Annotated in this window: 25 protein-coding genes; 1 reads left to right on the top strand and 24 read right to left on the bottom strand. The window is 44.7% G+C overall.

What is annotated here, in order from left to right; all coding sequences use genetic code 11:
- Nucleotides 1-825: 825 nt before the first annotated feature.
- From AAEY99_RS01925 to AAEY99_RS01915, 3 genes are all read right to left on the bottom strand, one after another.
- Nucleotides 826-1,032 (bottom strand): cold-shock protein, encoded by a 207-nt coding sequence (locus tag AAEY99_RS01925; protein ID WP_011637160.1) that lies wholly within the window; start codon nt 1,030-1,032, stop codon nt 826-828.
- Nucleotides 1,033-1,287: 255 nt separating this feature from the next.
- The gene (rlmA, locus tag AAEY99_RS01920; RefSeq protein WP_351008869.1) at nt 1,288-2,109 is read right to left on the bottom strand and encodes a 23S rRNA (guanine(745)-N(1))-methyltransferase; all 822 of its coding nucleotides are present in this window, start codon (nt 2,107-2,109) and stop codon (nt 1,288-1,290) included.
- 26 nt (nt 2,110-2,135) lie between these two features.
- Nucleotides 2,136-2,942, bottom strand: a complete 807-nt coding sequence (locus tag AAEY99_RS01915) for a hypothetical protein (RefSeq protein WP_351008867.1) — start codon at nt 2,940-2,942, stop codon at nt 2,136-2,138.
- Between the two features lie 567 nt (nt 2,943-3,509).
- On the opposite strand from AAEY99_RS01915, the gene AAEY99_RS01910 reads away from it, so the two are divergent.
- The gene (locus AAEY99_RS01910) at nt 3,510-3,641 is read left to right on the top strand and encodes a hypothetical protein (RefSeq protein ID WP_351008864.1); all 132 of its coding nucleotides are present in this window, start codon (nt 3,510-3,512) and stop codon (nt 3,639-3,641) included.
- A gap of 57 nt (nt 3,642-3,698) precedes the next feature.
- Here the strand turns inward: AAEY99_RS01910 and AAEY99_RS01905 are convergent, their stop codons facing one another.
- The 21 genes from AAEY99_RS01905 to AAEY99_RS01805 form a co-directional block, all read right to left on the bottom strand.
- The gene (locus AAEY99_RS01905; protein ID WP_351008861.1) at nt 3,699-5,471 is read right to left on the bottom strand and encodes a hypothetical protein; all 1,773 of its coding nucleotides are present in this window, start codon (nt 5,469-5,471) and stop codon (nt 3,699-3,701) included.
- Complete coding sequence (locus AAEY99_RS01900) at nt 5,468-5,758, bottom strand: hypothetical protein (RefSeq protein WP_351008859.1); 291 nt, start codon at nt 5,756-5,758, stop codon at nt 5,468-5,470. The genes AAEY99_RS01905 and AAEY99_RS01900 overlap by 4 nt, the downstream gene beginning before the upstream one ends.
- Nucleotides 5,751-6,719, bottom strand: coding sequence for a hypothetical protein (locus AAEY99_RS01895; RefSeq protein ID WP_351008857.1), 969 nt, complete (start codon nt 6,717-6,719; stop codon nt 5,751-5,753). Before AAEY99_RS01895 ends, AAEY99_RS01900 begins: the two co-directional genes overlap by 8 nt.
- Nucleotides 6,720-6,793: 74 nt before the next feature.
- A complete protein-coding gene (locus tag AAEY99_RS01890; RefSeq protein ID WP_351008854.1) occupies nt 6,794-9,229 on the bottom strand; it encodes a hypothetical protein in 2,436 nt (811 codons plus the stop codon).
- A gap of 34 nt (nt 9,230-9,263) precedes the next feature.
- Nucleotides 9,264-9,641, bottom strand: coding sequence for a hypothetical protein (locus tag AAEY99_RS01885; RefSeq protein ID WP_335691047.1), 378 nt, complete (start codon nt 9,639-9,641; stop codon nt 9,264-9,266).
- 36 nt (nt 9,642-9,677) lie between these two features.
- Nucleotides 9,678-13,151 carry a tape measure protein gene (locus tag AAEY99_RS01880; protein WP_351008851.1) on the bottom strand — a complete coding sequence of 1,158 codons (3,474 nt, stop codon included), beginning with the start codon at nt 13,149-13,151 and terminating at the stop codon, nt 9,678-9,680.
- 99 nt (nt 13,152-13,250) lie between these two features.
- Nucleotides 13,251-13,970 carry a phage tail tube protein gene (locus AAEY99_RS01875; RefSeq protein WP_351008849.1) on the bottom strand — a complete coding sequence of 240 codons (720 nt, stop codon included), beginning with the start codon at nt 13,968-13,970 and terminating at the stop codon, nt 13,251-13,253.
- Complete coding sequence (locus tag AAEY99_RS01870; RefSeq protein ID WP_351008846.1) at nt 13,967-14,392, bottom strand: hypothetical protein; 426 nt, start codon at nt 14,390-14,392, stop codon at nt 13,967-13,969. Before AAEY99_RS01870 ends, AAEY99_RS01875 begins: the two co-directional genes overlap by 4 nt.
- A gap of 25 nt (nt 14,393-14,417) precedes the next feature.
- A complete protein-coding gene (locus AAEY99_RS01865) occupies nt 14,418-14,969 on the bottom strand; it encodes a hypothetical protein (RefSeq protein WP_351008843.1) in 552 nt (183 codons plus the stop codon).
- Between the two features lie 9 nt (nt 14,970-14,978).
- Complete coding sequence (locus AAEY99_RS01860; RefSeq protein WP_351008841.1) at nt 14,979-15,305, bottom strand: hypothetical protein; 327 nt, start codon at nt 15,303-15,305, stop codon at nt 14,979-14,981.
- Complete coding sequence (locus AAEY99_RS01855) at nt 15,298-15,618, bottom strand: DUF2190 family protein (protein WP_351008838.1); 321 nt, start codon at nt 15,616-15,618, stop codon at nt 15,298-15,300. Before AAEY99_RS01855 ends, AAEY99_RS01860 begins: the two co-directional genes overlap by 8 nt.
- A gap of 94 nt (nt 15,619-15,712) precedes the next feature.
- Nucleotides 15,713-17,773 (bottom strand): ClpP-like prohead protease/major capsid protein fusion protein, encoded by a 2,061-nt coding sequence (locus AAEY99_RS01850; protein WP_351008835.1) that lies wholly within the window; start codon nt 17,771-17,773, stop codon nt 15,713-15,715.
- Complete coding sequence (locus tag AAEY99_RS01845; protein ID WP_351008832.1) at nt 17,694-19,253, bottom strand: phage portal protein; 1,560 nt, start codon at nt 19,251-19,253, stop codon at nt 17,694-17,696. The genes AAEY99_RS01850 and AAEY99_RS01845 overlap by 80 nt, the downstream gene beginning before the upstream one ends.
- Before the next feature lie 8 nt (nt 19,254-19,261).
- On the bottom strand, nt 19,262-19,465 hold the full coding sequence (locus tag AAEY99_RS01840) for a DUF6148 family protein (protein ID WP_011637143.1): 204 nt from the start codon (nt 19,463-19,465) through the stop codon (nt 19,262-19,264).
- Nucleotides 19,465-21,447 (bottom strand): phage terminase large subunit family protein, encoded by a 1,983-nt coding sequence (locus AAEY99_RS01835; protein ID WP_351008829.1) that lies wholly within the window; start codon nt 21,445-21,447, stop codon nt 19,465-19,467. The genes AAEY99_RS01840 and AAEY99_RS01835 overlap by 1 nt, the downstream gene beginning before the upstream one ends.
- On the bottom strand, nt 21,422-21,955 hold the full coding sequence (locus AAEY99_RS01830; RefSeq protein WP_351008827.1) for a terminase small subunit: 534 nt from the start codon (nt 21,953-21,955) through the stop codon (nt 21,422-21,424). Before AAEY99_RS01830 ends, AAEY99_RS01835 begins: the two co-directional genes overlap by 26 nt.
- Nucleotides 21,956-21,958: 3 nt before the next feature.
- The gene (locus AAEY99_RS01825) at nt 21,959-22,264 is read right to left on the bottom strand and encodes an HP1 family phage holin (RefSeq protein WP_167526092.1); all 306 of its coding nucleotides are present in this window, start codon (nt 22,262-22,264) and stop codon (nt 21,959-21,961) included.
- Entirely contained in the window at nt 22,248-22,481 is a 234-nt protein-coding gene (lysC, locus tag AAEY99_RS01820; protein ID WP_351009005.1) for an Rz1-like lysis system protein LysC, read from the bottom strand. The genes AAEY99_RS01825 and lysC overlap by 17 nt, the downstream gene beginning before the upstream one ends.
- A complete protein-coding gene (locus tag AAEY99_RS01815; protein WP_351009019.1) occupies nt 22,402-22,839 on the bottom strand; it encodes a hypothetical protein in 438 nt (145 codons plus the stop codon). Before AAEY99_RS01815 ends, lysC begins: the two co-directional genes overlap by 80 nt.
- On the bottom strand, nt 22,839-23,306 hold the full coding sequence (locus AAEY99_RS01810) for a lysozyme (protein ID WP_351008824.1): 468 nt from the start codon (nt 23,304-23,306) through the stop codon (nt 22,839-22,841). Before AAEY99_RS01810 ends, AAEY99_RS01815 begins: the two co-directional genes overlap by 1 nt.
- Nucleotides 23,307-23,742: 436 nt before the next feature.
- Complete coding sequence (locus AAEY99_RS01805) at nt 23,743-24,333, bottom strand: hypothetical protein (protein ID WP_351008821.1); 591 nt, start codon at nt 24,331-24,333, stop codon at nt 23,743-23,745.
- Nucleotides 24,334-24,481: the final 148 nt, after the last annotated feature.

The following is a 24,481-nucleotide window of genomic DNA, read 5'->3' as shown; positions in this document are numbered from 1 at the left end:
CCTTCCCAGCAACCTCAATGCAATTAACTCAGCGTCCTTCAGTTAGTGAGCTCAACGCTAAAATCTGTTAAAAGATTCTAAAATAGACAACATAAATAGGCAAAATTCATAATAATAATGATTTTATAAGCTTAGACTTAAACACGCCCATTGCTGACGTGTGTTTTAATGCGCTAATAACCTGCCGTTACGACTAATACAATCCAGATATTGAATAAGCAACGGCTGAATGAGCGTTTATAACGATGAATTCGTTGTGTATTAGTTCTGAGTCTGTTCTGTATTGCCACTAAATGGCAAACAAGCCATTGCTGTTATTGTGCTTATAATACTCACCACTTTTGGCTGTTAATGTATTTACATAACAAAGACGAACTAATAAACCTCAATTCTAGTCATCTTATTAAGTTGGCTTTATGTGATGACCGTTTATGAGTGAGCCACCTTATTCTTTAGAAAAGCTAAATCTTAAGTGACGGTACAGCATATAGGGATACGCGGGTCGACTGTATAGCGTCGACAGAAGAACGGTTTTTATTATCTTTGAATGAGTTTCTGGAGTCATTTTGAACTGATAATGATTTTATGCGCATAACAATATCTCTATGTGTATTAATAATATGAGAGATAAATAGATTAATGATATACAACATATGATTAGACGATTAGACGATTAGACGATTAGACGATTAGACGATTAGACGATTAGACGATTAGACGATTAGACGATTAGCATGATGACAATACACAATAAAAAAACAAAAAAAACTGCAGCAATAAATTGCTACAGTTTTAAATCTTTTAACACTTAGCCGAAGCTAAATACTAAACGATTGAAACGTTCTCAGCTTGAGGACCTTTCTGACCTTGAGTCACAGTGAAAGAAACTTTCTGACCTTCGTCAAGAGTTTTGAAACCGTCTGAGTTGATAGCACGGAAATGAACGAATACGTCTGGACCAGACTCTTGCTCAATAAATCCGAAACCTTTATCAGAGTTAAACCACTTAACAACACCAGTAACTTGAGACATAATATAAATCCTGTAAAAAAAAATAGTTAAAGCCTTAACGGCAGTAAAGCTGGAAAATGCCGGTATTACTTATGTTTACAGGACGAAACTGTTCGTATTGATAAATATAAGCCCAACCTTCAAGCTGAGTAAACTATAAACCATTTTCAGGATAAGTCAACAAACATCAACCAAACAATGGTATTTAATTAGTCTCATTTCAAAAAGGTTTATCTTTGAGCATCAAATAGTTATTTATATCAATTATCTGATTGTTTATTGTTCTCGTTGATGAATTTCGATTTTAAAATCTATCTCACACTCGAGCCCTTGCTCTATTATCTGAGACTTCTGTGAATCACTCAACTTCCATGCGTAAGGAGTCATGTTAAGAAAGTGATCAATGTCTTCCGCACGAGTTAATGTTAATGAATAAGCTAACGCTTGGTGTGCTAAGTAAGTAAAGCCATCTAACACCATAGGTTCTTGTGGATGTTGTTTGGGTTCACTATAAATTTTCTTTTTTAACGCATAGTGATGCATCGGCCCAGGAGAAACGGTAATGAGTATTCCGGTCGGTTTTATCACCCGCTGTAACTCTTCAACTTTAGACGGCGCATAAATACGTATCGCTAAATCAAAACTGTCATCAGCAAAAGGCATTTCAAATGCACTTGCCACACAAAAATGTAATCCACTATAGCGTTTGGCAGCATAACGAATTGCAGACTTAGAGATATCTAAACCATAAAACTCACAATGGGGTTTAACCACAGACTGCAACGTTTCAAATAACCGATGACTGTAATACCCTTCGCCACACCCTATATCGAGCACCTTAGTGGCATCTCCAGCAAACTCTAGCGCTAACTGATTTACTTTGTCGCTTAACTGTTGATAAAAGCCTTGATTAAGAAACTCTCGTCTGGCAATCATCATTTCTTTGTTATCACCAGGATCTTTTGTTTTCTTTTTTTGTACAGGCAATAAATTAACGTAACCTTCTTTAGCACAATCAAATTGATGGCGCAGTTCACATTGCCAAGAATGTTGTTGTTGTACTAATGGCGCGCTACAAATAGGGCAAATATAAGACATGGGTGGGCTCTAGAGTTACTGAAAAGTTAAAGATCGTCATCACACAGCTTATTGACCATTTCCGACACGTCTTTAGGGGCTAAAAGTTCAAAACAATCCAATTTACGCTGTAATTGTTCATTATTATAAAATTGTTCATTAGACGAGCGGCCGAAGTTGGAACGCTCTAATGACTGATGATAGGTCCGTAACAACCATTGATGCTTATTTTGCAATAAATGATCGAGTTTTAGTAGCTCAGTTGAGACGCCTGGGTGGATTTTGCCCGACTCGCCTCGGAGGTAATCACGTAATTCTCGTCGAACTTGCTCTAATTCACTTATATGAACCGCAAGCATGGTAGAAGGCTCATCATAATCAAACTTACGTCCTAATATCGCTTTAGCCATAACGAGAGCTTGAGGTTCACTCAAAATCCGTAAGTCATTCTCTAACGTCACTAGTTCAAAACGAGCTTCACCCGCTACACTAAAGTGCACATCTTCATCAGCGTGAATATTAATCGCCACCCCATTTCTGAGTTGTTCAATACACACACGTGGAGCTACCCCCATTGAAGGATATAACTTAATCCCCTGCCCTACGAGCCTTGGCTGAGTAGGCGTTTCAATCATTGTTTGTGTATGTTCAAAAGCAAAAGTCAAAAAAGGTTGAATACGTAAAATGAGTGTCGTTTGTTTATGCTCAACTTGGCTAACCACAAACTCAACTAAAGGATTACTCATCGTTGAAAGTACTAATAAATCACTCACACTATCCGGTAAACGAAGTGTCAACGCAGTCGGTTGAGTTATTTCACTGACGCATGGTTGAGTAAATACATGATGATGCATACAATATTCCTTTACTACTTCACTAAATTGTAACCAGCAAATCCACATTAGTCACCAGTAAACAAGGTTATATTAGAAAAATCATATTGAAGGTTACCTCATTATCATTTTTTTATGCTGATAAATGTTAACATGGTTTTAATCGCGAAAAGGATCTTATACTTACTATGGCTAACGCAATTCAACCCACCTTATTCTGGCACGATTATATGACTAAACAACCTAAGCCATTAATTTAAAAAGCTTAAATATAAAGCTAATCCATATTCTGTACGCAGAGGTGTACACACATCAATTTGAATAGCATTTTTTGACTAAATCCATAGATGGTAAATTGATATTACAGGTATGTGTTTATCCTGAGTGCGGGGTTATGTTGCAAGACAATCAATTTAGGACAATACCTATATCATCAAGGCAAAATGTGTTGTGGAAGAACTCCGTTTGAAATGGGTAACAGTCAGCTAGTACGAGTTACATAGCAAATAACTACAATAAAAATAATTACCCCTAAACCTCTATCTCAAAAAACGCCAAATCGGGTGCAGTCCCTAGCACCCTGCCGTCTTGAACGTAGATGTGATCGCCAACATTGCCAGAACCTATTACCCGTTGAGTGTGGTTGCTGGCAGTGCTGGCGGTGACGGTGCCGTCTGTGTTGACCGCGTTAATCGTCATGATGGTACGCCGGGCGCTTAAGCTTTGTTGTAACTGCTTTAACATTACGATTCCTTATGCTGATTTAGATGCAACCGTTTATGCAACGTGGCGAACGACGGTGATGGTTTGCTCTACATCGATGTCGCCAGTGTCGCTAACCGATGCACTGATCGTCACCGAATCGCAGGTACCTTTGAACACATCGACACCTTCGCGAATACCAATCAACATACCAGGTGTTGCAGGTGGTAAGTCAGCCATGATGGGTAAACTCATATTGATATTAAGCTTGTTGCCCGTGTCGGCCAGTGCGTTGGTGCCGGCTGTTCTGGCGGCTTGGTTATCAACAATCAGTTGAGCGCTGATGTCATCGGCGGCGATATTGCCTGCAGTGCCAGCACGTTTTACTTTTGCGCTAATGCCCTGCTGCTCACCCCGAAGCCAAACCACATTGCACTCGGTACCGATTTCTTTTGATTCACTGTAACTGGTGATCACCGCATCGTGCACAGTTAAGTCTGGTGTTACACCATCCATTAACCACGGCACTGTTGGCCAACGAGGGACCACGGTTAATGCTTTAGTTTCGTCGTTAGATAACAACATGCAGCCCAATTGGGCAACGGCTTCTTGCACTGCATCGATGGGTGACTTACTGCCAACACTGAACGCACCTGCAGGTACGTTAAAATCAACGATGCCATTAAGGGCAATTGTCCAACCAGTGAATTGAAGCATGTCATTAAGCAAACCAGCAAAGCTGCGTGATGTTGCGTTGGTATAACTGATCGGCAATACGTATGGCGTAGCAAGTTCGGCGCTGCGGCTACGGCCCGTTCCGCGATACGTTTCATTGCCAAACACTTTGCTTACACTGGTTTGTTCAACCAAGGTAAAGAACTCATAGCCGTTAATGCCGACTTTAAGCAGTTGGTTTTCAGCACGGCTGGCATCGATGCGACTTGAAAAATCGATACTCACCGAACTGGCCCACTGACCACGACTGCGGCTGATACTAATATTACTGATCACAATCGGTACGTTGTCAGACACACGCACACACGTAATGGTTGGCTGCATTAAATAATACCTGCGCAGTTGGGGTTCGATGGGGGTTTCAAAATCAAGGCTGGGTAAACTCGGGTTAGCGTCAACTAAGCCGCCACCGTCGTCAAAGTAGCAATAGTTTGCTGAAGCGGTAAAACGCAGCTGCAATGGGTTGGTTGAATTGGCCCAAGGTTCGCTAAATCGAATCGTCACTTTACCTTTAGGTGGTCGATAACGAGTTGAACAAATCCAACTGGCAGTATGTGGCCCCCAAGCAACGCTTGGTTGTATTAGTCTGATATTGCCATAGCGGTAAGCCGTGGTGATATCGTTAACTAATGCTGCACCATCACACCAATTGATGTTTGCATGCAACGTATTAAGCCTTGGTGCAACTTGCCAATCGACAGACATAACCATGCAGTGTTGATTAGGTACCAACCACACCAGTGTGTTGTATTGTTCAACACTAGGCGCAACAAACCATTGCCAGTTTATAGTTAACCCAGTTAACACCTTTCCAGCATAATGTATTGCTGTTTGCAGCTGAGTGAGTGGTTTGTTTTGCCACTTAGATGTTACATAGCTTTCTGTTGCGGGATTTGATAACACATGTAACTGAACTTGATTGCCTAGGCGTTCACTGGTGTTGGCTAACTGTAAATCATTAGCAGCGAATAATGGCGGTTGCCATGTCACGCCCAAATGAATACCCAAAGACGGTGCACGGATTGGCGGTTCTGGTACCACATCGCCTTCAAACCGAATGGTAATTGGCGAACTGGCGTTTGGCCAAGGTTGGCTAAAGCGTAATTGAATCATATTTTCACTAAATTCGCGTCAATTATTTCAGCCTGAACACCATCTAAAATAGCAGCATTATACTCAGTATTTGCATCAACTATAATGACGCATAAATCAAACCTAGTAGTGTATTTAAGAGGCAACCTAAATCTAATAACAGTACCATTTATTGCTTTAGATCTAATAGGAGTCATTGTTTTATGGTTAAATACAACACATCTCTCAGCTAGTACATCACAGTCAACAGTAACGCAACCTTGAAAGTCATATTGTGGCTTACCAGAGACAAATTCTATATTAGGCATAATTCCAACTCTCAATGTTTATCCAAAGATTAGCGGCGGCATCGCCTCGCACTCTTGAATATAGAGAACCATCAAAACTAACTTCCCTTGGGTATGATGTATCATTGTCATAACAACCCATTGGTGAACTATATAAACCTGAAACAACACCTCTAATACTAGGTGATACCTGACTTTCATAACTGTTAATGCCATTAACATCTTTAGTATTAATGCTCAATGTTAGTAATGCTGGGGTAAGTACAACCGTAGCATTTAGACCAACTGGGTCAAAAGTATTAGTCGAAGAGATATAACCTGTATACATCCATGTCCATGCTGGAATTGAATACAATAATTTTGATGATGTTCCATCTACATTATACAAAGTAGCATTAGTTGAGAAAGTGCCACCTATTGAGTATGTGTGTTCTGTACTAGTAGTGTTAGAATTTATAGCAGACCCACTTACCATAGTGAAGATGCCATCATCATTATTAAAATAACTGATGATATCACCTATAAATATCGTCCATTGACTGGTTACGAAAGAAGTATTCAGATTAGAGTTAGATGTATTATGTTGTATTATATAAAACCCCCTAGAGGTTCCAATCAACTCCCATGCCAAACCTGATGTGTTACAAAGTCGATACAGTGATGGCAATGAAAAAGATAGTGAATCTATACCGCCAGCATCTTTAGCACACTGGATAACTAATGATTTAGATGTTGATGTAACATTATCTAATTCAGCACTAAAACTAACCACTCCACCGGAACCACCATCTGATGTATTGTTACGATAAATAACACGACCTGTTGTTACATCATAAAAAGCACGACTCCAACCAAGTGCAGTTTTAGTACCATAACCATCAACCAAACATTTTTGAATAACATTCAACCACGCGCCAACTGTTCCATCAAGCTGTGGCGCCCCAACATCTGTGCTTCGATAAACTGTTACTGGTAATCCCATGATTTTTCCTCACGCGAAAGCGGTACCGACATTGTTGCCGGCACTCATTCGAAAATAGTTTTAATTAAAAGTAATTAAGCTTCGTTACCGCGAAACGCCAATACGGCGCGGTCGGTGTTGATTTGGCTGTGGCCCGCTTGCACGGTGCGAATTGGCATAACGGGTTTAGCGCTGGCAACAGTGGCAAAGCGAATGGCTTCACCAGGATTCCAACCGGCACCGAACGCGCCCGAGCGAATCACAAAGTAAGGTTGATTGGTTAGCGAGTTAATCGGGGCAAAGTCGTTTACCGTGTCGCCCGTGGCAATTTGGCCAATACGTTTACCGACACAACGGAACGCTGTCGTCGAGGTAAACACCAACACCCAATCTTCATTCACTGCTGCAGCGTTGGTCACTTCAATCGGGTAATCAACCGTATTCAAAGTACCTTGTGCAGCGGCACCGTCTAAGTCCCAGTTGTTAGCCCAGCTGGTCATGTCGCGCACTTTGCCCACTCGCGCTTGTAAGTCACCGAGTATTTGCACACTGGCCACACTTGAACCAATGGGGTACTCACGCGACAACGCAGCCGAAATCGTGACTGTGTTGGTGTTCACTGCAGTCACTAATGCTAACTCGCTAATGGTGTCACTTAAGATAAACGGTGCAGTAAAGCCGCTAAAGTCACTGTTTAAGGTAACGGTGCCGGCTGCGCTATCAACGCTAAAGTGATCACTGGTTGCGGTCCACAAACTGGCACCTGTTGCGTCGCTAATATCAATAAAGTTACTGCCAGTGCGAATCGTAATAACCGTGCCATTACTTGGGCTAACGATGTTTTGGTAGTCAGTATGCGACACGGCAATGGTGCCCCAAGCGCGATAAATATCGACAATACCCGCATTGGGGATCCGCAGCGGGTTTAGGCCATAAATATCAGCAGGCGGTAAGTTGCGTACCTGCTCGGTAATGTCATACCGCAAGGTGCTTAACTTAACGTCTTGAGTAAACGACAACTGCACCAGGTTATTCACAATACTGCCGCTAATGCCTGTACCCGTTACCGTGCCGTTACTGTCACAGCTGGCGCTGATTAACACATCACCCACGGTAAACACCTGCACATAAAAGGTATCTAACAATGCATCACTGGCATTGAGTACAAACGTCGCCACATTAGCTGATTCTGGAGCAATGACTAAGCCAACATACACAAGATTAGAGATACCATTCTCAAGTGTGATGATGCCTGTTTGATAGTCTACAATGGCTGCACGTATTTCTTCTTGAATAGTCACTCCAAACCCAGAGTAAACGGTGATGTATAACGCGCCATCACGCTCGGTAAATTGATATGGCGTACTTTGGCGAGTCACTTTACCCGTTAACGTGTTGGGCACTAATTCGCGATCTGCAGGGAATGCATCAGTATTGTCATAGTTTTGATACGACACACCCGAGATGTACTGCAACGACACTGGGGTATTGAGGTCAGGTTTACGCGATAACGTCACACTCACCGTGTCACTGCTGACCACCACAATGGCGTCGTCACTGCCGTATTGAATGCCGCCCGATGTGTAACTGGTGATTGGGGTGTAATCAACGGCGATATTGGCGCCCTGTAATACATCAACCAAGGCAAACTGATAGCTTTGTGCAGTTGTCGCATTTTGCGATACCGTTTTACGGACTATGTCACCGTCGCTAATGGCTTGGCCTGTTTTAACTTGTTCGCTTAATACCACTGGCAATAGGTTTTGCTGTACTGCTTGCACGGCTAGACTCTTGTTGCTACTGGCAGCAGTTAACTTACTCACACCATGAAACGTTAACGGGCTGGCTTCGTTGGTGAGTCGCAGCTTGGTGCAATTACTTGTGGCGTTCACGGTGACGTTATAGTCAGGGGTAGCAAAATCGATGGGTGGATCAAATACAATATTGCCTTCACTGTTACCTGGTGCATTAGTATCGGTCACCATGGCGTAATGGGTTTTACGCGGCCAGTCGGCATCTTCAATACCTGCATACTCAACGGTAATGGCAATCACTTGGCCAACCCGCAAACTGGTGGTTTTGCGATACTCTTTGCCGTCAAACATATACGTAGACTGTAAATACTCGCGGCTAAAACTGTTTTGATTGGGTAAGAAGCCTGGGGCGCCCGAACGGATTAATGACCCAGCGGTAACCGACGATTCTAAAATCTCTTTCATTTCGACCATACGGTCTTCATCGTCTAATGCATCGGCTTCAACTAGCAACATCGACACGAGCGGATCACTCGGTGGCTGGCTAATAAACACATGCGCATCGAGTAAGGTGCCAGTGTCTATGGTGTCTAATGCGGGATAACACTTAACAATGTCGAGTGACGATTGCGCGTGGTCAATGTCAGAAATCGCAGTAAACAATTCATTTAACTTACCAGACTGAACCGCATTACGAGTTCGTTGGCCGCCAGCATCGTCGCTGGTACCCAACTGTTCGGGTTTAAATATCTTTAAATCATTACGGGTAATGCTCATGGGCCACCTGTGTTTATCAATAAGCGAGAAAGAGTTACAGCGTTAAAAATCGTAATACCACGTTGGTCAGCAACGGATACCCACCCAACTGGTCGTCAACATCGTCACCAGTGATCACGCTGTTTTGAGTGCTATCCCACATCACGTTAATGTCACTGCCGTCGTGGTTAATCGTAAACTCGGTTAATGTGGTGGCCGCGTGGGCTTGCAGTTGTTCGAACTCACTGCGGGGCATCCAACCGTTTTTACTGCCAAGCTCTAACGCAATACCTGCAGGGATAATGGTTTGCTGAATATGCGGGGCACCGTTAAGTGCCCGCTTCATATTGGCGGCAACCCGTTGGGTGTTATTGCGGTTTAGCCAGTGCAATGGTTCGGTCAACACAATGGTGTCGATAGTGGTGTTAAACATAGCGCCTCTTTATTTTGGGTTACTGCAAACGAGCGGCTAACCACCCACCGACTGCAAACGCTTAATCTCGGCCACAAGTTCATTCACAATACTGCGCTTGGTTTGTGCATCAAACGTGCGGTTACCCACTTGCAGCTGCAGCACTACGGTGTCGCTACTATTCGCGGCGGCTGTTGTAGTGGTTGGCTGGGTTTGGGTAGTCACATTGGTTTGCACAGCACTGGCGGTAGATTGCTGTTTGGTGGTAGCAGCGTCGCTAATGGCTTGCTTTTCGCTGGCGTCTTGCTGGGCTTTTATTTCGGCGGTGCGATAAGCGTAAACCTTGTTTAGCGTTTTTTCGGCTTCTTTCAGTTGGGTGATTAATGTCTTGTCACCCGTTGATTCAGCCTGAGCTAACTGGGTTTTAATATCGGCTAGTTCTTGCTGATAACGGCGCTTTTCAATTTCATCCTGGCGGCCAAGGTAGCCGTCTAGTTCGTCTTGCAACGTATCGAGGGTTGATTGAGCACTATCACGCAACGAGTCCATGCTTGATTTTGCCGAATCAATAGCTGACTTAAGCACACCCAAGTCTTGATCGTTCATCAAGTTCATTGAGTTAGCCGCACGTTCGGCGCTATCGACTAAGCCAATGTTGCCACTTTCGGCAGCATTGAGGGCATCGACCATTTTAAGCAGCTCAATACGCTGACTGTAATATGCTGCTTGGGCTTGCTTGCCTGCTATCTCAGCTTTACGAGCGAAATTACTAATGCCAGTAAAATCGATTGACTTGGCTTGCACATCAAGCAGATCACCAATCTCACCACTTAGATTTTTATAAACCTGAATGGTTTTCTCTAGCTCACTACTTGAGTCAGTTAATAGCGTTTGGCCATACAGTATCGACTTAAAGTAAGCCACAGCACCCGTGCTGAGTTCAGCGACTTCAGCTGTTATGCCACGTAAATATGAGGTGAAGAACTCGGCGATGCTGGATAATGTAGACCCCGCATCTTGAGCGCTTTTAACAATTACACCCACGGTATTTTGAATACTAATACCAATGTTAGTACTTGAGCTTTCTACCTGTTGTTCAGCTTGCTGGCCACTTTCACCAATCGACGTTTGCGCTTGCTTTAGCTTTTGATATTGAGCAACTAACCCATCAATATTATCAGCTAGCCCAAGGTTAGCGGCTTGTTGGCGAATGCTCGCATCGACCTGAGTATCACCAGCAGCAGCGGCTTTAATCGATGCTTCAGCGTATTTTAAAAATGCTTGTTCTGCGTCATAAGTGGAGCCAACACCATTTTTAACAGCTTCATTAACTTGGTCGTAAGCTGTTTTTGCCTTAGCAGCTATATCCTGTAAAGACTTTAATGTAGTTACATTTGCTTTTTTCATTGCTGCTTCATAAGCATCAATGGCTTTAGTTTGATCGTCAGTTGACTCGGCTAGCTTATCTTGAGCATCAGCCACTTTATTAGCAGCATCAGTCTGCACCTTGGCGCTTTTAGTTGCTGCATCACCGGCTGCTTTATAGGCACTGTTTGCCGCACTCTCAACCTCCCCCGTTATCTGTTTCCAAGCAGCATTAATGTCTTTGCTGTCTTGCTCAATTTGTTGCTTGTAGCCATTAGAAATAGCTTTTACAGCCTCCGACACTTGACGGATAGAAGCGCCAAGTTCATCACCACCAAGCGCCTCAATCATATAAGCATAAGCATCAATAATTTTGGCAAATGATGCGGTAGCGACAAGCGCAATAGCAGATAGCCCAGCCGTAATACCGTTCCACACTAAGCGTAACGATCCGCTAATCACATTTAATGCCCGAGCAAATGCGGCGATGTTCTCAAGTGTGGCGGTAATGCTGGCGCCACCATCGCGGATCATGGTGGTAAAAAAGTCGCTAATGTCTTGCGCGGCCTGTTTGATTTGGCCGTTTTTATTCAGTTCATCAAACTTATCATTTAACGATTGGATAAAATCAACCGCTACCTGGTACGCACCAGAATCAGCAATAATGGTTTTAAACTCTGTCCACTTGTTGGACATTAAGTTTACTTGACCACTTAAGCGCTCGAGGCTTTTTGATGCTTGCCCATTGGCTTGCTTGCCCATTTCGTCAAACAGTTGCTTCATGACGTCGCGGCCCAACTCGCCTGCCGCGCTCATTTTTTGCAACTGCGTCACATTTTTACCGGTGACTTTTTCAAGCAAGTCCCACACGGGCACGCCGCGCTCAACCAGCTGTAATATTTCCTCACCTTGCAGTTTCTGCTTAGCCCATGCTTGGCCAACCGCTAAAATAATACCTTCTAATTTTTCTTGGCTGCCACCTAAGCGTGCATTGTAATCAACCATCGACTGCAATGATCCATTCATTGGATCAATGCCAAATGTCTTTAACGATGCAAAGGATTTTTTGGCAGTATCTAAACGGGTACCTGTATTATTGGCAAAGTCTTTAATCCATTGGGTGGCTTGTTCACCACTGGCAATACTGCCCATCATAGCGGTCATTTGGGCGCTAAATGATGCAGCATCATCACCTGCAGTCAGTATCGACTTAAGGCTTTCCCATAACTTATCGACACCAATGTAGGCGCCGGCCATGGCAACCAATGAGACAGTTGCACTTTTAATGCTGCCACCAAAATCACCGGCGTCTTTTTTAGACTCAACCAATAACTTATTATGGCGTTCAAGCTTGGTGTTTACGCCGCCTAATGCGGTTTCGGCAGCGGCTTGTTGCTGCTTTAAGTCCTTGGTGGCATCTGCAAGGTTGTCCATGCTGACGCCAGCAGTTTTTAAACTGGCGGTATTTTTGTCTAATTCAGTTTTGTTTTTGTTAATGCTGCTCGCTAGCTGGTTTACCTCGGTGCGAGCAGTTTTAACCTTTAATGTGTAATCAGCTTTATTTCGACTAGCTGCTTCGGTGGCGGTGCTAGCCTCAAGTAGATCTCGGCGCTGGTTGTCTAATGCTGTGGCAAGTTCGGTGGCCGCATTTTTAGCGCTGGTTTGTTCATTGGTTAATTTTTGTAAATCGGTACTGGCTTTGGTTAATGCGGTCGCTTGCTCTTTACTGGCCGTGGCACCTTGTTGTTGCTCGGTACTGAGCTTTGCAACTTCAACTCGGGCTTGTTGTAGCTCGGTTTCATATTTAACTAATGCTGCTTGAGCTTGATTGTATTCTTGCTCAAGTTGATTGGTTGAACCTTCTGCCGCTTTTTGCGCGGCTTCAAGTTGCTTTAACTCTTTAACGGCTGCCTTTTGTTCGGTGACCAGTTTGTCGAGAGCAACCGAGTTATCTTTATAGGCACGTTCGCCTTTACTGATTGATGCAGTTAAACCATCAATTGAATTGGCGGCCGCTTGTAAATCTTCTAACTCTTTTAAACGGGCATTAAGGATTTCGCTTTGTGATGCTAATTCAGCAACCGCTTTTTCAGACTTTTTAGCTTCACTGGAAAATAAATCTTTGCCCTGAATGATCAGGTTAATGACTTGGTCTTTAAAACTCATACATCACCAAATTAGCGTTAAAAAACAAAATAAAAAACCCACAACATTGCTGTTGTGGGTTGTTTGGTTGGACCTGGTGCTTATTATCTGGAAAGACGCTTACGCAGCGCTACGTACAAAGAATTTAGACTTACCAGTAGCGACAATACTGCTGTCGGCAAGTACGCCACCTTCAATGTCAAACGAACCAAAGTCGTCACCGATTAAATCTAGACCTGATGTTGGGCTAGGCTTCCAGCGGTAGAACTTAAGCGTGTAAGGTTTCCCCGTGGCATCGTTGACGCCATCAACAATCACTTTGACCTCAGCGCCTGACTCAACCAGTGCTTGCAACGCATTACCGGCTTTACTGGTGTAACTGACTTTTAACGATTCTGCTGCAGTAATAGCACCGGTGCTTAATGCACGAATACCACCGGCACTAACAACATAATCAACATCAACGTCGTAAGTAGTTGAACCTGCCGCATTAGTGACAACTGGCGGGATAGTGGTATCAATCATTTTAGCGGTGTCGGCTAAACCATCTAATATGGCAATAATCACTTCGTCGGTGACAGCACCGGCGGTTAATACTTCAACTTTACCGCGCAAGCCCAATGCTAAGTTGGCGTTACTAAAATCGTTTAATGTCATCGATAGCTTTACCGATTTCACTTTAGTGATTTCAGCGGCATTACCGCCACCGCCACGATAGTTAGGCTGCTCTTTGGTTTCTTGCTCGATGTCGATTTTTACGCCACTGGCGTTACCAACATCGCGGCCATTGACATACACAATGCCTGAGCCGATGTAACTTTCGGTTACGATTTCGCTCATAATTTATCTCCAAATGTAACTAAATGAACAAGGGTTAAGGTAATGACCGCCAGACCATGTTTTTCATGGGCTTCGGGCATAATGTATTTACAGGGTTCAGCTTCTTTAAAGCTGATAGCACTAGGCAACCACGAGGGTTTTTCAGTGTTACGCTCGTCTTTAAAAAAGGCAGTGCGAATGTCTCGAACTAAGTTGATTAGCTCGGCGGTGGGTTCAGTTGATTTGCTTAAATTGATACCGGCTACCACTTGTAAGGCAATTTCATCACGGTATTTATCTAGCCCATTTTTAGCACCAAACAAATCGGTATAAGGCTGCAAAAAGATAAACTGTTGTTCTTTTGCCAGCCCTTGGGTGTAAAACCCTTCGCGCACAGTTGCACCGTCAACCAATTTGAGTCGGTCTAAAATAGTTTGGATCATGGGTACCTCGATGCTTGGTAAAAGACTACTTAGCGTATTGGCCATATTTTTTACGCAGATGGGCAATAATGGGTGGTTCTAAATCATCACGCATAAAGCCAAAGCTGCCTGCCACTGAAGGGCCGTATAACGCTTTTTGTCCGTTAAGTTCACGCCAAGAGTTATCACCCTTTTTGCGACTAAACATAAGTTGATTACCGTTGCGGCCAATGACAGTAAACGCACCACTAAACCACACAGGCTTATTGCGAATAACGTTTATGCTAAAGCCACCGGCGACCCTTGCCGCCCGCTTACCCACTTTATAACGTGGGCTGGCAAAACGGGTTAAGGTGCTGGGGCGCATCCTTGCGCTAATGTAAGATCTAAGGGTTTTGGGGTTAATGCTGACACTGAAATGCTGATCCACATACGACCTCGACTTAAAGCCGTACTTTGTGAATATTTCATCTACCGCTAGCTGGTTACCAAACTTGGCTGCATCGTCTATGGCCTTTTCAATGGCTGGCGACTGCGCATCACGCATGCGTTTAAGCTCGCGATTTACTGCGTCAAAACCTGTCATTGTTAACGCCATGATGTCGCCTTAAAGTTGAATATAAATATAAGTCACACATACCGAGTCGGTGCTAACCCGTTGCGTTAACCGGCACTCAGTACCGCTAATGGTGAATACATCACCGGAATTAACATCACCCTCGGTGAGTAAAAACTCAGCACGCATGATTAACTCGGGCACATACTCATTAGACGATGCGGCAATTTCACTGCCGTTATCATCTAACGAAACCAAACGGTTATAAGGTGTTGCCCCATCCATTGGGGCAAACTCGCACGGGTCAGCCAAGCGCTGAAACACCCGTGCTATTTTGGCATTTACTCGGTCAGCAAATACCGATGCCAAGCTAGGCATTAACTTTTACCCATACTGTATCGCTTGGGTTAGACGCATCGGCCCAAGCTTTCCCTGCTAAGGTATTGCCTGATGCAACACTAGTGATCATGCCATCAGCCTTGATATACACCTGCCCACCTTGGGTAATGTCATCAGCGGTCACTTTTGGCAATTCATATACGCCTTCAGTTGCACCGACGCCCGCGTCACCAATAGCAACATTGCCAAGCGATACGGCAACCACTTTACCTACTAATACTGGGTCACCACTGGCAACTGCTGCCGTGGCGATAAAGTCGATGGTAGTGCCATCTGCTACACAATTTTTCATAAGGTTTTTTCCCAATTACGTTAAAAATTTGCCATTAAAAAGGCCGCTTCCTCAATCGAGTTAGCGGCCGCTTTTGTTTCGAAATGCATGCGAGTTACACACCCGTTGATTTAACCAATCCACGGTGATCAAGTGGTGATACACCAGCATCAATACGCACTTTGGTTGCTACACCATCAACAGTGAAACCTTGTTGCTGCTCAATGTATGGCGTGTCGATACCATCAAGATAAGCCACTTCAATCGTGTCTTCACCTTGAGCGGCTGATAAGTACCACTCTTTATCGCTTTTCGCTTTTAAGCGAGGCTCTGACAACACTTCAACAAAGTCGCGGATTGGGTTAGCAATACCTGAGTTTGCATCAGTGCCTTTAACCGACGTTGACTGAATTATTTGCAGCACTGCACGCTTAAGGTTAGGTGGTACCAATGCAAATGCTGGCATGATATTTAATGGTGATTCGCCAATCATTTGCGATTCCATTAACTCAGCAGCAATACTGAATGCTTCAACGCTTGGCGCACCCGATGCTAAGTTACCGTGATCGGCATGGAACAAGTCTTTACCGTCGTTCATTTTGGCGTTTTTGGTTAACACAGCCCAAAACAAATCACCAATAGTGCGCTTGGCCGCTTTACCCATTTTCATCGGTACGCCCATTAACATGTCCATGTCATCGTTGATAACCGTTTGGCGTGTTAACGTGAAAATACCGCCGTAGGTTGCTAGGGCAATTTTTTCAGCATGGTCGCCAACAGTGATGTACTTGTACTCTGCTCCGTCCTTCACTTCTGGTAAGCTTTTAAACTCACCCATGCCAACACGGTGCGCGACTTTAAAGTCACTTAACTGACCTTTTTTAGCGATACGTTCAAAGGTTTCAGCCGCTTCAGCCCAACCTTTTAATACTGACTTATTGGCCACATCTAACATGATGTTACCGAAATCAGATGAGGTATGAGTAAACGCTAACCCCACCATTTGCATCACGTTCATACCGGCACAACCAATACCGCGATCGGCTAACGATGCACGAGCAAGTTCACGTAAGTTATAGCTACCATAGCCATTGTCTTTTTGTGCAGCTTCATGTCCAGCCCGAGCCATTAATTGCGCACGAATTGAGTCACCAACAATGTTACCGTTGCTGGCATGAATAATGACACTTTTAGGCTGCACGGCGCACGGCGTGATACCTTCACCAAGCTTAGCCAAGATAAGGTCTTTCGACTTTTCGGCATTAATGTTGGCATCGGCAATACAGCTGTTTTTAAGCTCAGCTAATTGCGGGAACGTGGCGAACGCGGCATTAATGCCGGTAATACGTTCTGCATTAAATGTAATAGCAGCCGCTTGAATATCAGCTTGCGACGGTGCAGCTGGTGCTGGTACCGATGCGGCTGGGGTGTTAGTGGCTGCTGGCGCAGGCGTGTTGGTAGCACCGATATTGCCCTGTTGTGCTAGCAGGGTTTGTAATGCTTTAGGCATATTATTAAAGTCCTTCAGTCGTTTAAAATTAATTGATGCAGCCATTTGCATCGGTTCTATCACTTCATCTGCTAGCCCAAGATCAACCGCTTCTTGTGCCGACAACCAAGTATCTTCTTTGAAAAATTGGGCGAGCTGCTCATCACTTAACTTGCCACTGGCTTTGTCTTGATAAGCCTTACCCATACTTGAGCGCCACTTATCGAGCAAGTCAGCATATTCACGTAAATCATCAGCGGTACCAACTGCACCGCCCCAATTGCTATGGATCATCAAAAAGGCATTGGACGGCATAATCACGGTGTCGAATGCCATGCAAATAACACTGGCCATAGAAGCTGCTACTGACTCAATACAAATCGACTTTTGGCAAGGCCAGCGAGCGAGAATGTTATAAATGGCCATGCCATCCATCACATCGCCGCCACCCGATTGAATGTAAGCGTTAATCTGCGACACTTTGCCCATTGCACGTAGGTCAGTGGCGATTTGTTTGGCGGTAAAATCCCAGCCAACATCGCCATATAAAATCAATTCGACCACACCATTGGCAGCACCTTTCATGCTGTAGATACCGCGTTTTTCTTTACTCTCGGTCAAGCTCGCTGATGCGCTTGGCATTAGCATCATGGCGGCCACGGCTAGACTTAGTTTTGTCTTTTTCACTTGGGGTTTCTCCGTTTTGTGGCTCTGGGTCGTTACCCGTGACCATGTCGTTTTCGCGGTTAAACTTCACCTCACGTTGACGCTGGCGTTTAACTTCGCTTGGGTTACGGCCACGGGCTCGCGCCCAGTCAGCCTCGGTTGCGGCATTACCGGCTATCATCATTTCCCAACCTTGGGATTCTTTGCGGGGGTCAATCCATGGCATGGTGGGTCCGTAATACACAGCATCAAACAAGGTGCGGGTGTCTAGGTCTGGCGGCAGGGTTATAGGGTCTTGCTTGTTCATTAACTCCATTTCCAACCAGTTACGAAACGCAGGCCGCGCCCAACCGGCACAAAACCATTGCTGCATAATGCGGTTCGACTCATCTTGCTCAACCAGCTCTTGGCGTTGGCTTGAGTAGCTGCCTTGGTAATCACGGGCAATGCTTGAGTAACTGCCACGGGTACCCGCGGCACAGGCTTTTAACTGACCATTACGAAAATCGACTAAATGCACGTTAGGGCGATTTGACTCAATCATGCCGACGTCTTCACCAACAGCGAGATCATCAAAGGTCATGCCTGGTGCAATGTTAATTTCACGGTCAGCCTTAGCATCACCATCTAGGCCAAACATACTGGCGTCACCGCGTTTGATGTAAAACGCTAAGGCTGCAGCAATACGAGCGGCTACCCGTTCAGACTCTTCATAGTCTTTAATGTCGCCAAGGCGGGTTAAAATGCCGTGAAAAATACTGATACCGCGCAGCTGGTGCAGGCGCTTAAACATGCCAAGGTGCAACATGTTACTTGCAGGTACCATTTTAGTTTTGTAGCGAAAGCCAATTTGGTCAGACGGGTGATCAAACAACACATGGTAATTAACCACCTGCCCCCAACCATTAACCTCTAACCCTTGGCGAACGCGGGTTGATACATCGTTAAGTTCAAACGGAATGTAATCAGGCTCTAACGCCTCAATACTGTATTGCGTGCCTTGCGGGTTGGGGTGACCAAACTTAGCCACCTTGCCACGCACTTGATGGCCGAATACTTCACCATCGCGCAATGCGGTACGTAACACTAAGCGTTCAAGCTCTGGCCGTGTGTAGCGCCCTGTTACATCAGGCTTTAATGACCATGCAGCAAAACGGCGTTGAATATCATTGGCCAAATCATCCAGTATTTCACCACTAATACTACGGGGCTGTGGCTCAACCACAATTCCTTGGGCACCAATAACCCGTTCTTCCATTCGGTCTAAAATGCCAATACTGAGATCGTGGTTTTCGTCTAACCATCGCGCCTGTTCCCGCAAGCTTTTACCTGCAGCAAATACCGCCTGGTTCGCACCGCGTCCCTCTTTATTGGCTTTGTGGGTTCGGCTTGGGCTAGCAGCTTCGTAACCTTTAAGGTTGCGATAACTCATTGCGGCTGCCTGTCGTTTTAGCGCCCAGCCAGGGGATAAATACGAAAGTGCATCGTTAATAATGCTCATATTGATTCCTAGTTAAATCGGGCCAGTGTGGTACCCCGTGGGCGGGTGTACATGCTTAAGGTGCGCTGCCATTCCATGCGGCCTTTACGTATTTGTTCCAGGTCTTCTGTACTCATCATTTTGCCGTTGATGCTGACTGACTTACCCGCCAGTACATCTTTTTCGGCTTCGATATACAGCGCGACCATGTCTGCCGCTTCTTGCTTTGACATTACAGCCAGCCTCCTGATTTAACCGAACCACCATTTAGCCAGTTATTGGCTTGGCTCTTTTTCGGTTTTTTAGGTTTGGGGGATTCATCGGTTGATGCTTCGTTTTGAGTGTCGGTTGTTATCACTTTACTGAGCGAGTCGAGATTAATGCCAAAGCGATCAATGGCGATATACAGCGCAGCCAAGGCATACACAAAGCAGTCCAGCGCTTCGTTACGTCTGCCGCCAGCTTCCCAGCGGTAAACAATGCGACCGTCGCGGCGTGTCGGCAATTTTCGTTCAGACGTTAACTGTTGCAGTTCGGTGTCATCACAAATGCTGTCGTTAAGTGGTAAATGGATTGCACCAGGTGTACGTGTATCAACACTGGGTTGAGTGCGCATCATGGCCATGATCAACTCTTTGGCGTTGTCGGTGCCCACCTCGGTTAAATACACACCTTTGTTACTTCGCTTACGCGGGAAATTGGCAATCGGCTTGCCGTACATATTGGCGCCTTTAATGGGTACCACGCGGAACAAACCCAGCCTTTTACTCATTGAGTAAACGGTATCGGAGTAATGGCCGCCCGAATCCCAACACGTTGTGCCAATGCTCAACACAATGCCATCGTTACGCGGGTAACTTTGGTTTAAGCGCAGCGCGACTTTATCCAGTAACACTTGGCAGGCTGGGTCACCATACAAAATAAACCTATCGATTAAGGCGCACTCTTTACCTGCGCCCCATCCCCAAACACGGCCTTCGTAGCGGTCGTCTTGGGTATCGACACCCGCCGTAACATACACAACCCAATCGGGCATTTTACCGTTGGGGTACATTTCACGCCTGCGGCCTAAGTCTTCCCACTCAATGCGTTCGCCGTTGTCGTTGTCCCATGGCTGGCCCAACTTGGTGTTAACAAAAGTTTGTAACTTTTCTTTGTCGCCTTTAGCTTTATAAAACTCGGTAACTAACTTGGCCCAACTGTTAAGTGTGTTATAAGCCGACCAAATGTAAATCGAGATATTTTCGGGCGTTAAAAAGTCGTCGCCGTCTTTGTCGAAAAACGAAATAAAGTCTGAGGTGTAAACGCCCGTTTTGTCGCATATCCATAAAGCACTTGGGTGTTCTTCCATGTCGTGCAGTTGATTGTTTTCAATGCAGCAACCGCAGTGCTCGCAAACGTAATAAGCGGTTTTTGGGTCGCTACCTTGCCACTTAATACCAAAGGGTTCAGTTTTACCGCCCCACTTTAAATGCTGCAGCTCATCGCAATGTGGGCAAGGCAAGTTGAATCTAAATTGGTACTGGCTTTCGCTACAGGCCTTTTCAATTTGGCAGGTACCCAATACTTTAGGCGTTGAACCCCGTATCGATTTAGGAAACAACGACAGTTCAACACGGGTGTCACCTAACGATGTGGCATTACCTTCGTGTTCGATTGACTCATCAAAACCGGCTAACTCATCATAAATAACATCATCAGTTGATATTTCACGGTAGTTAGCCGCGGCAGTACCACCACGCACCATTAAGGTTTTACCGTTGGTAAAAATTTTATCTTCTAAGGTACTGTCTTTATGTTTACGGCCAATCCATGGCGCTAGGGCTTTCCAAATCGGCATATCACGTATGGCGGTTTCAACGTGTTTTTTCATAAACGTTTTGGCGGCTCCGTCACGCGGCTGGTATATCAACACGTTACGTTTTTTGTGTTCTATCTTGTAACCCGCATTGGCCATCAGCATTTTGGTGTAACCCACACGCGCTGACTTCATAATGTTCAGCGTGGTGATTTGGTCGTTACCCATGGCATTCAATATGCCGATTTGAAACGGTAAGCTTTCCCATTTACCTTCGGTGTAAGACGACTCCGACGACATATAAAAATGGGTGTCGGCGTATTCACTACAGGTCAACATAGGTGGACGATAAAACGATTTAAGGCCAGCAGCGACAGCAGCTTTCAAATTTTTAATCTGTGCTTCTGATATATTCATCTAATAAATCCTCAATGCCGTTGGCCAGTTCAGCGGCGGTGTTTTGGCTTTTAATCACTTCAGCGCGAATAGCATCTATGGTGCGTTCTGGCATGTCGGGGAATTTACGTTTTACACGAATGTGTATTTGGTCCAGCACCGGCGATATTTGCGCGGCTATTCGGCTAAGCACAAACGAGCAAAACGTCACCTCGACCACTTCTTTGCCGTCTTTTTCGTTTTTAAGCTCTTGGCCGTAGGCTTGCGCTTTGATTAAGCGCCAACGCTCAAACTCGATATTGGGCTTGTCGTTATCTTCGGGCGCTGGATTGCTTACATGTTTCTTACGCTCATTAGCCACTCGGTTACCCACCACGTCGCTCATGGTGTACAAGCACTCACGGCCTTTTTTGCTGTGTATCGGCACATCCCACTTATCGAACGCTTGGGTACTAATACCCAAACTTTTGCACAGGTCGGTTTTGTTCAGTAGCACTGGCTCGGCGTCGGGTGTTTGAATACGTGCCATTAGCTAGTCCTTGTGAATATCGTCTAACACATGGCTACATCGCTCTTGTTCAATATGCTGCAATTGTTTAAGCAACACCTGCTCTTGCAGCGCTTGTATTCTGGCTTCACGCTCACTTTTTAATGTCGCACGCTGGCGCTGGCGGTCTTTATAAAACCAGTTAATAAACGCGGTAAACACAGCACACAACACGCCGACTACAACACCAATATCCATATCGTTCACATAACTGCCAGCAGCGGTAAAAAACGAGGCAATGTAAGACAATAACGATGTGAGTTTTGCACTTAGGTCAGTCGTTATGCTCATATTGTTGCCGCCATTGTTGTAGGCGCAGCATGTTTACATTACAACTTGCTAGCGCATTGGTTTGAGTAAGGGAATGATTCAGTAAATCCAGATTTGAGAACCCGATAAAACGTGGGTTATCACAAAGCTCAAGCCAATCAGGGGGCGGTAACACATAAACCGTGTTGGTCTGTGTCACCACTTTGACAATCGGTTTGCTTGAGCAGCTGCACAGCATCACTAGGCAAATCAGTATTAGCCCATGTTTTAGTTGGCTCATGGTTTGATGTCCTTAGCTGATTAGCACGTTCTAGTTTGTGATCTAACGTCGATTGGAGATCGTCTACTTGCTTGCGGTGCGAGGTGTTTAGCTCGGTGATAATGCGATAATCACGTTCAAGCGTGTTAATCCGTTCATCTTTGTTAGCGTTGCTGCTCAGTAACGCATCCACGCTAACTTGCGATTGCAGCAAGTCATCGCTTAATGTGCCGTTTTTAGCTTTAAGTGAGGTAATGCTTAACGCCCCAACGGTAATCACCGTCGCCATAATCAGCACTGCACATAACAGCACTGTGGTTTTAAAATCATTAAACATTACAAGTCCCTCAAACAATAACGCCGCTCATTTGAGCGGCGTTTAACTAAGCCTGGTAACTTTTTGCCTTTGGCGTAAACCCACCTTGGCAACTCGTTACATGCGCCAACCCGGTCACCTGCCCACAACTTTTTACGCAGCGTAGAAGCCCCAAAAGCCTCGGCACCAATGTTGTAAATAAAACTTAAGTAAGCAATGTGTTCACCCTCGCTTAATGGCGGGGTGAGTTTAACCAATTCACGGTCAAAGCTTTTAAGGCTGCTAGCCAGCATGTCTAAGCACTGCTGGTGAGTAAACACCATGCCAAGCTTTATGTTATGGCCTGTTTGGCCAAAGCAGGCTGTTTCAATACCGGCAGGGTCAACATAAGTGCGTAACACTTCACCTTCACCCGTGGCAACTAACACGCCGCCAGTAAGCAAAACGCCAGATAACCCCAGCGCCAAAAGCCTTGTTTTAATATTCATGCTGCACCTGGTAAATATGAGCAAAAAAAAGGGCTCCAATGCAGGAGCCCAACGGCGATGATCTAACGAGAGTATGCAAAGAGGAGCAAAAAGGAACTAGAGAGGAAGCAAAGCCAGTTACGCAGTGGTATCAAGCTTATATAAACTGTAGCGGTTTTCAGGGGTAAAAATACGCCATATATGGCGTGTTTTACGCCACATATGGCGTTGGTCGAATTGAATTTGTGTGATATGTAAAACCGATAACTTCTAGGTTTGATTTAAAAGTTATCGGTTAAGTGAGTTGCTGCAAATATGAATAGGTGCAATAAGCTGTAATGCACTGAATCATATTATGCGAACTACCGTGATTTGAGATTAACGCAAAGCACACGGGCGAAGAACCTCACAACGGGTTGGCGCCCCTGCGACCAACGGGTGCGAGTAATGTGTATTGTTAAGGCTCTTTCTCTGCATCTTGCTTATACTGAATGGCATCTGTAGTTAATGCGCTTTGAATTTCTTCATTTTCAATTTGATCCATTTGCATACCTATAGACGCAGCTAAAGTACTTTCACTTTTTAATTGTGAGTCTATTTTCCCTTTATACACTAAGCTTATATCATTCGATAAATCTTGAGCACGCCTTAGTAATTGTTTTAGTTTCGTAGCCCTACTTTGAGCTGCTGCGGCTTTTAAGTCTGGCCTAAACTTTTGGTGTACGGTAGATGAAAATAATACAATTAACCCTAAAATACCCACCATAACACTTGACATCTGTTCTTGTATAAACGAAGTAGCTAGTAACCCACCTACAATATATTGCCCAATAGTCAAAAGGTTACCTGAAATTTGATTCCTCTTAGCTATATTTTGTTGCTCCTTCAAATATCTTTTTAATTCATTTATCCTGTTCTCAAGATACCTTACATTATCAGGTTTATTTTCCACAATTTTATAGGAAGAGCTATAACCTGAGATTAAGCCAGCCATAGCAGTAGCGACTACACTTAAGGCCACTACTAAATCCATTATATCTAAACTCACTCTGAACTCTCCTGAAAAGCTAACATCTTACTGAAGCGTAAGCCCGATAAAACCGACTTATTAAGCTATTGATTAATATCATCCTACATTTTCTATGCATTTGAAATAAGGCAATTTAATGACTCTTACACTCAAATAAAAACGTAAA

Origin of the sequence: Shewanella sp. S1-58-MNA-CIBAN-0166 (genome assembly GCF_040310085.1) — a bacterium.
In the GTDB taxonomy this organism is placed as follows: Bacteria; Pseudomonadota; Gammaproteobacteria; order Enterobacterales; family Shewanellaceae; genus Shewanella.
The sequence above is the reverse complement of the archived record's forward strand: the minus strand, read 5'-3'. Positions and strand labels throughout refer to the sequence as shown.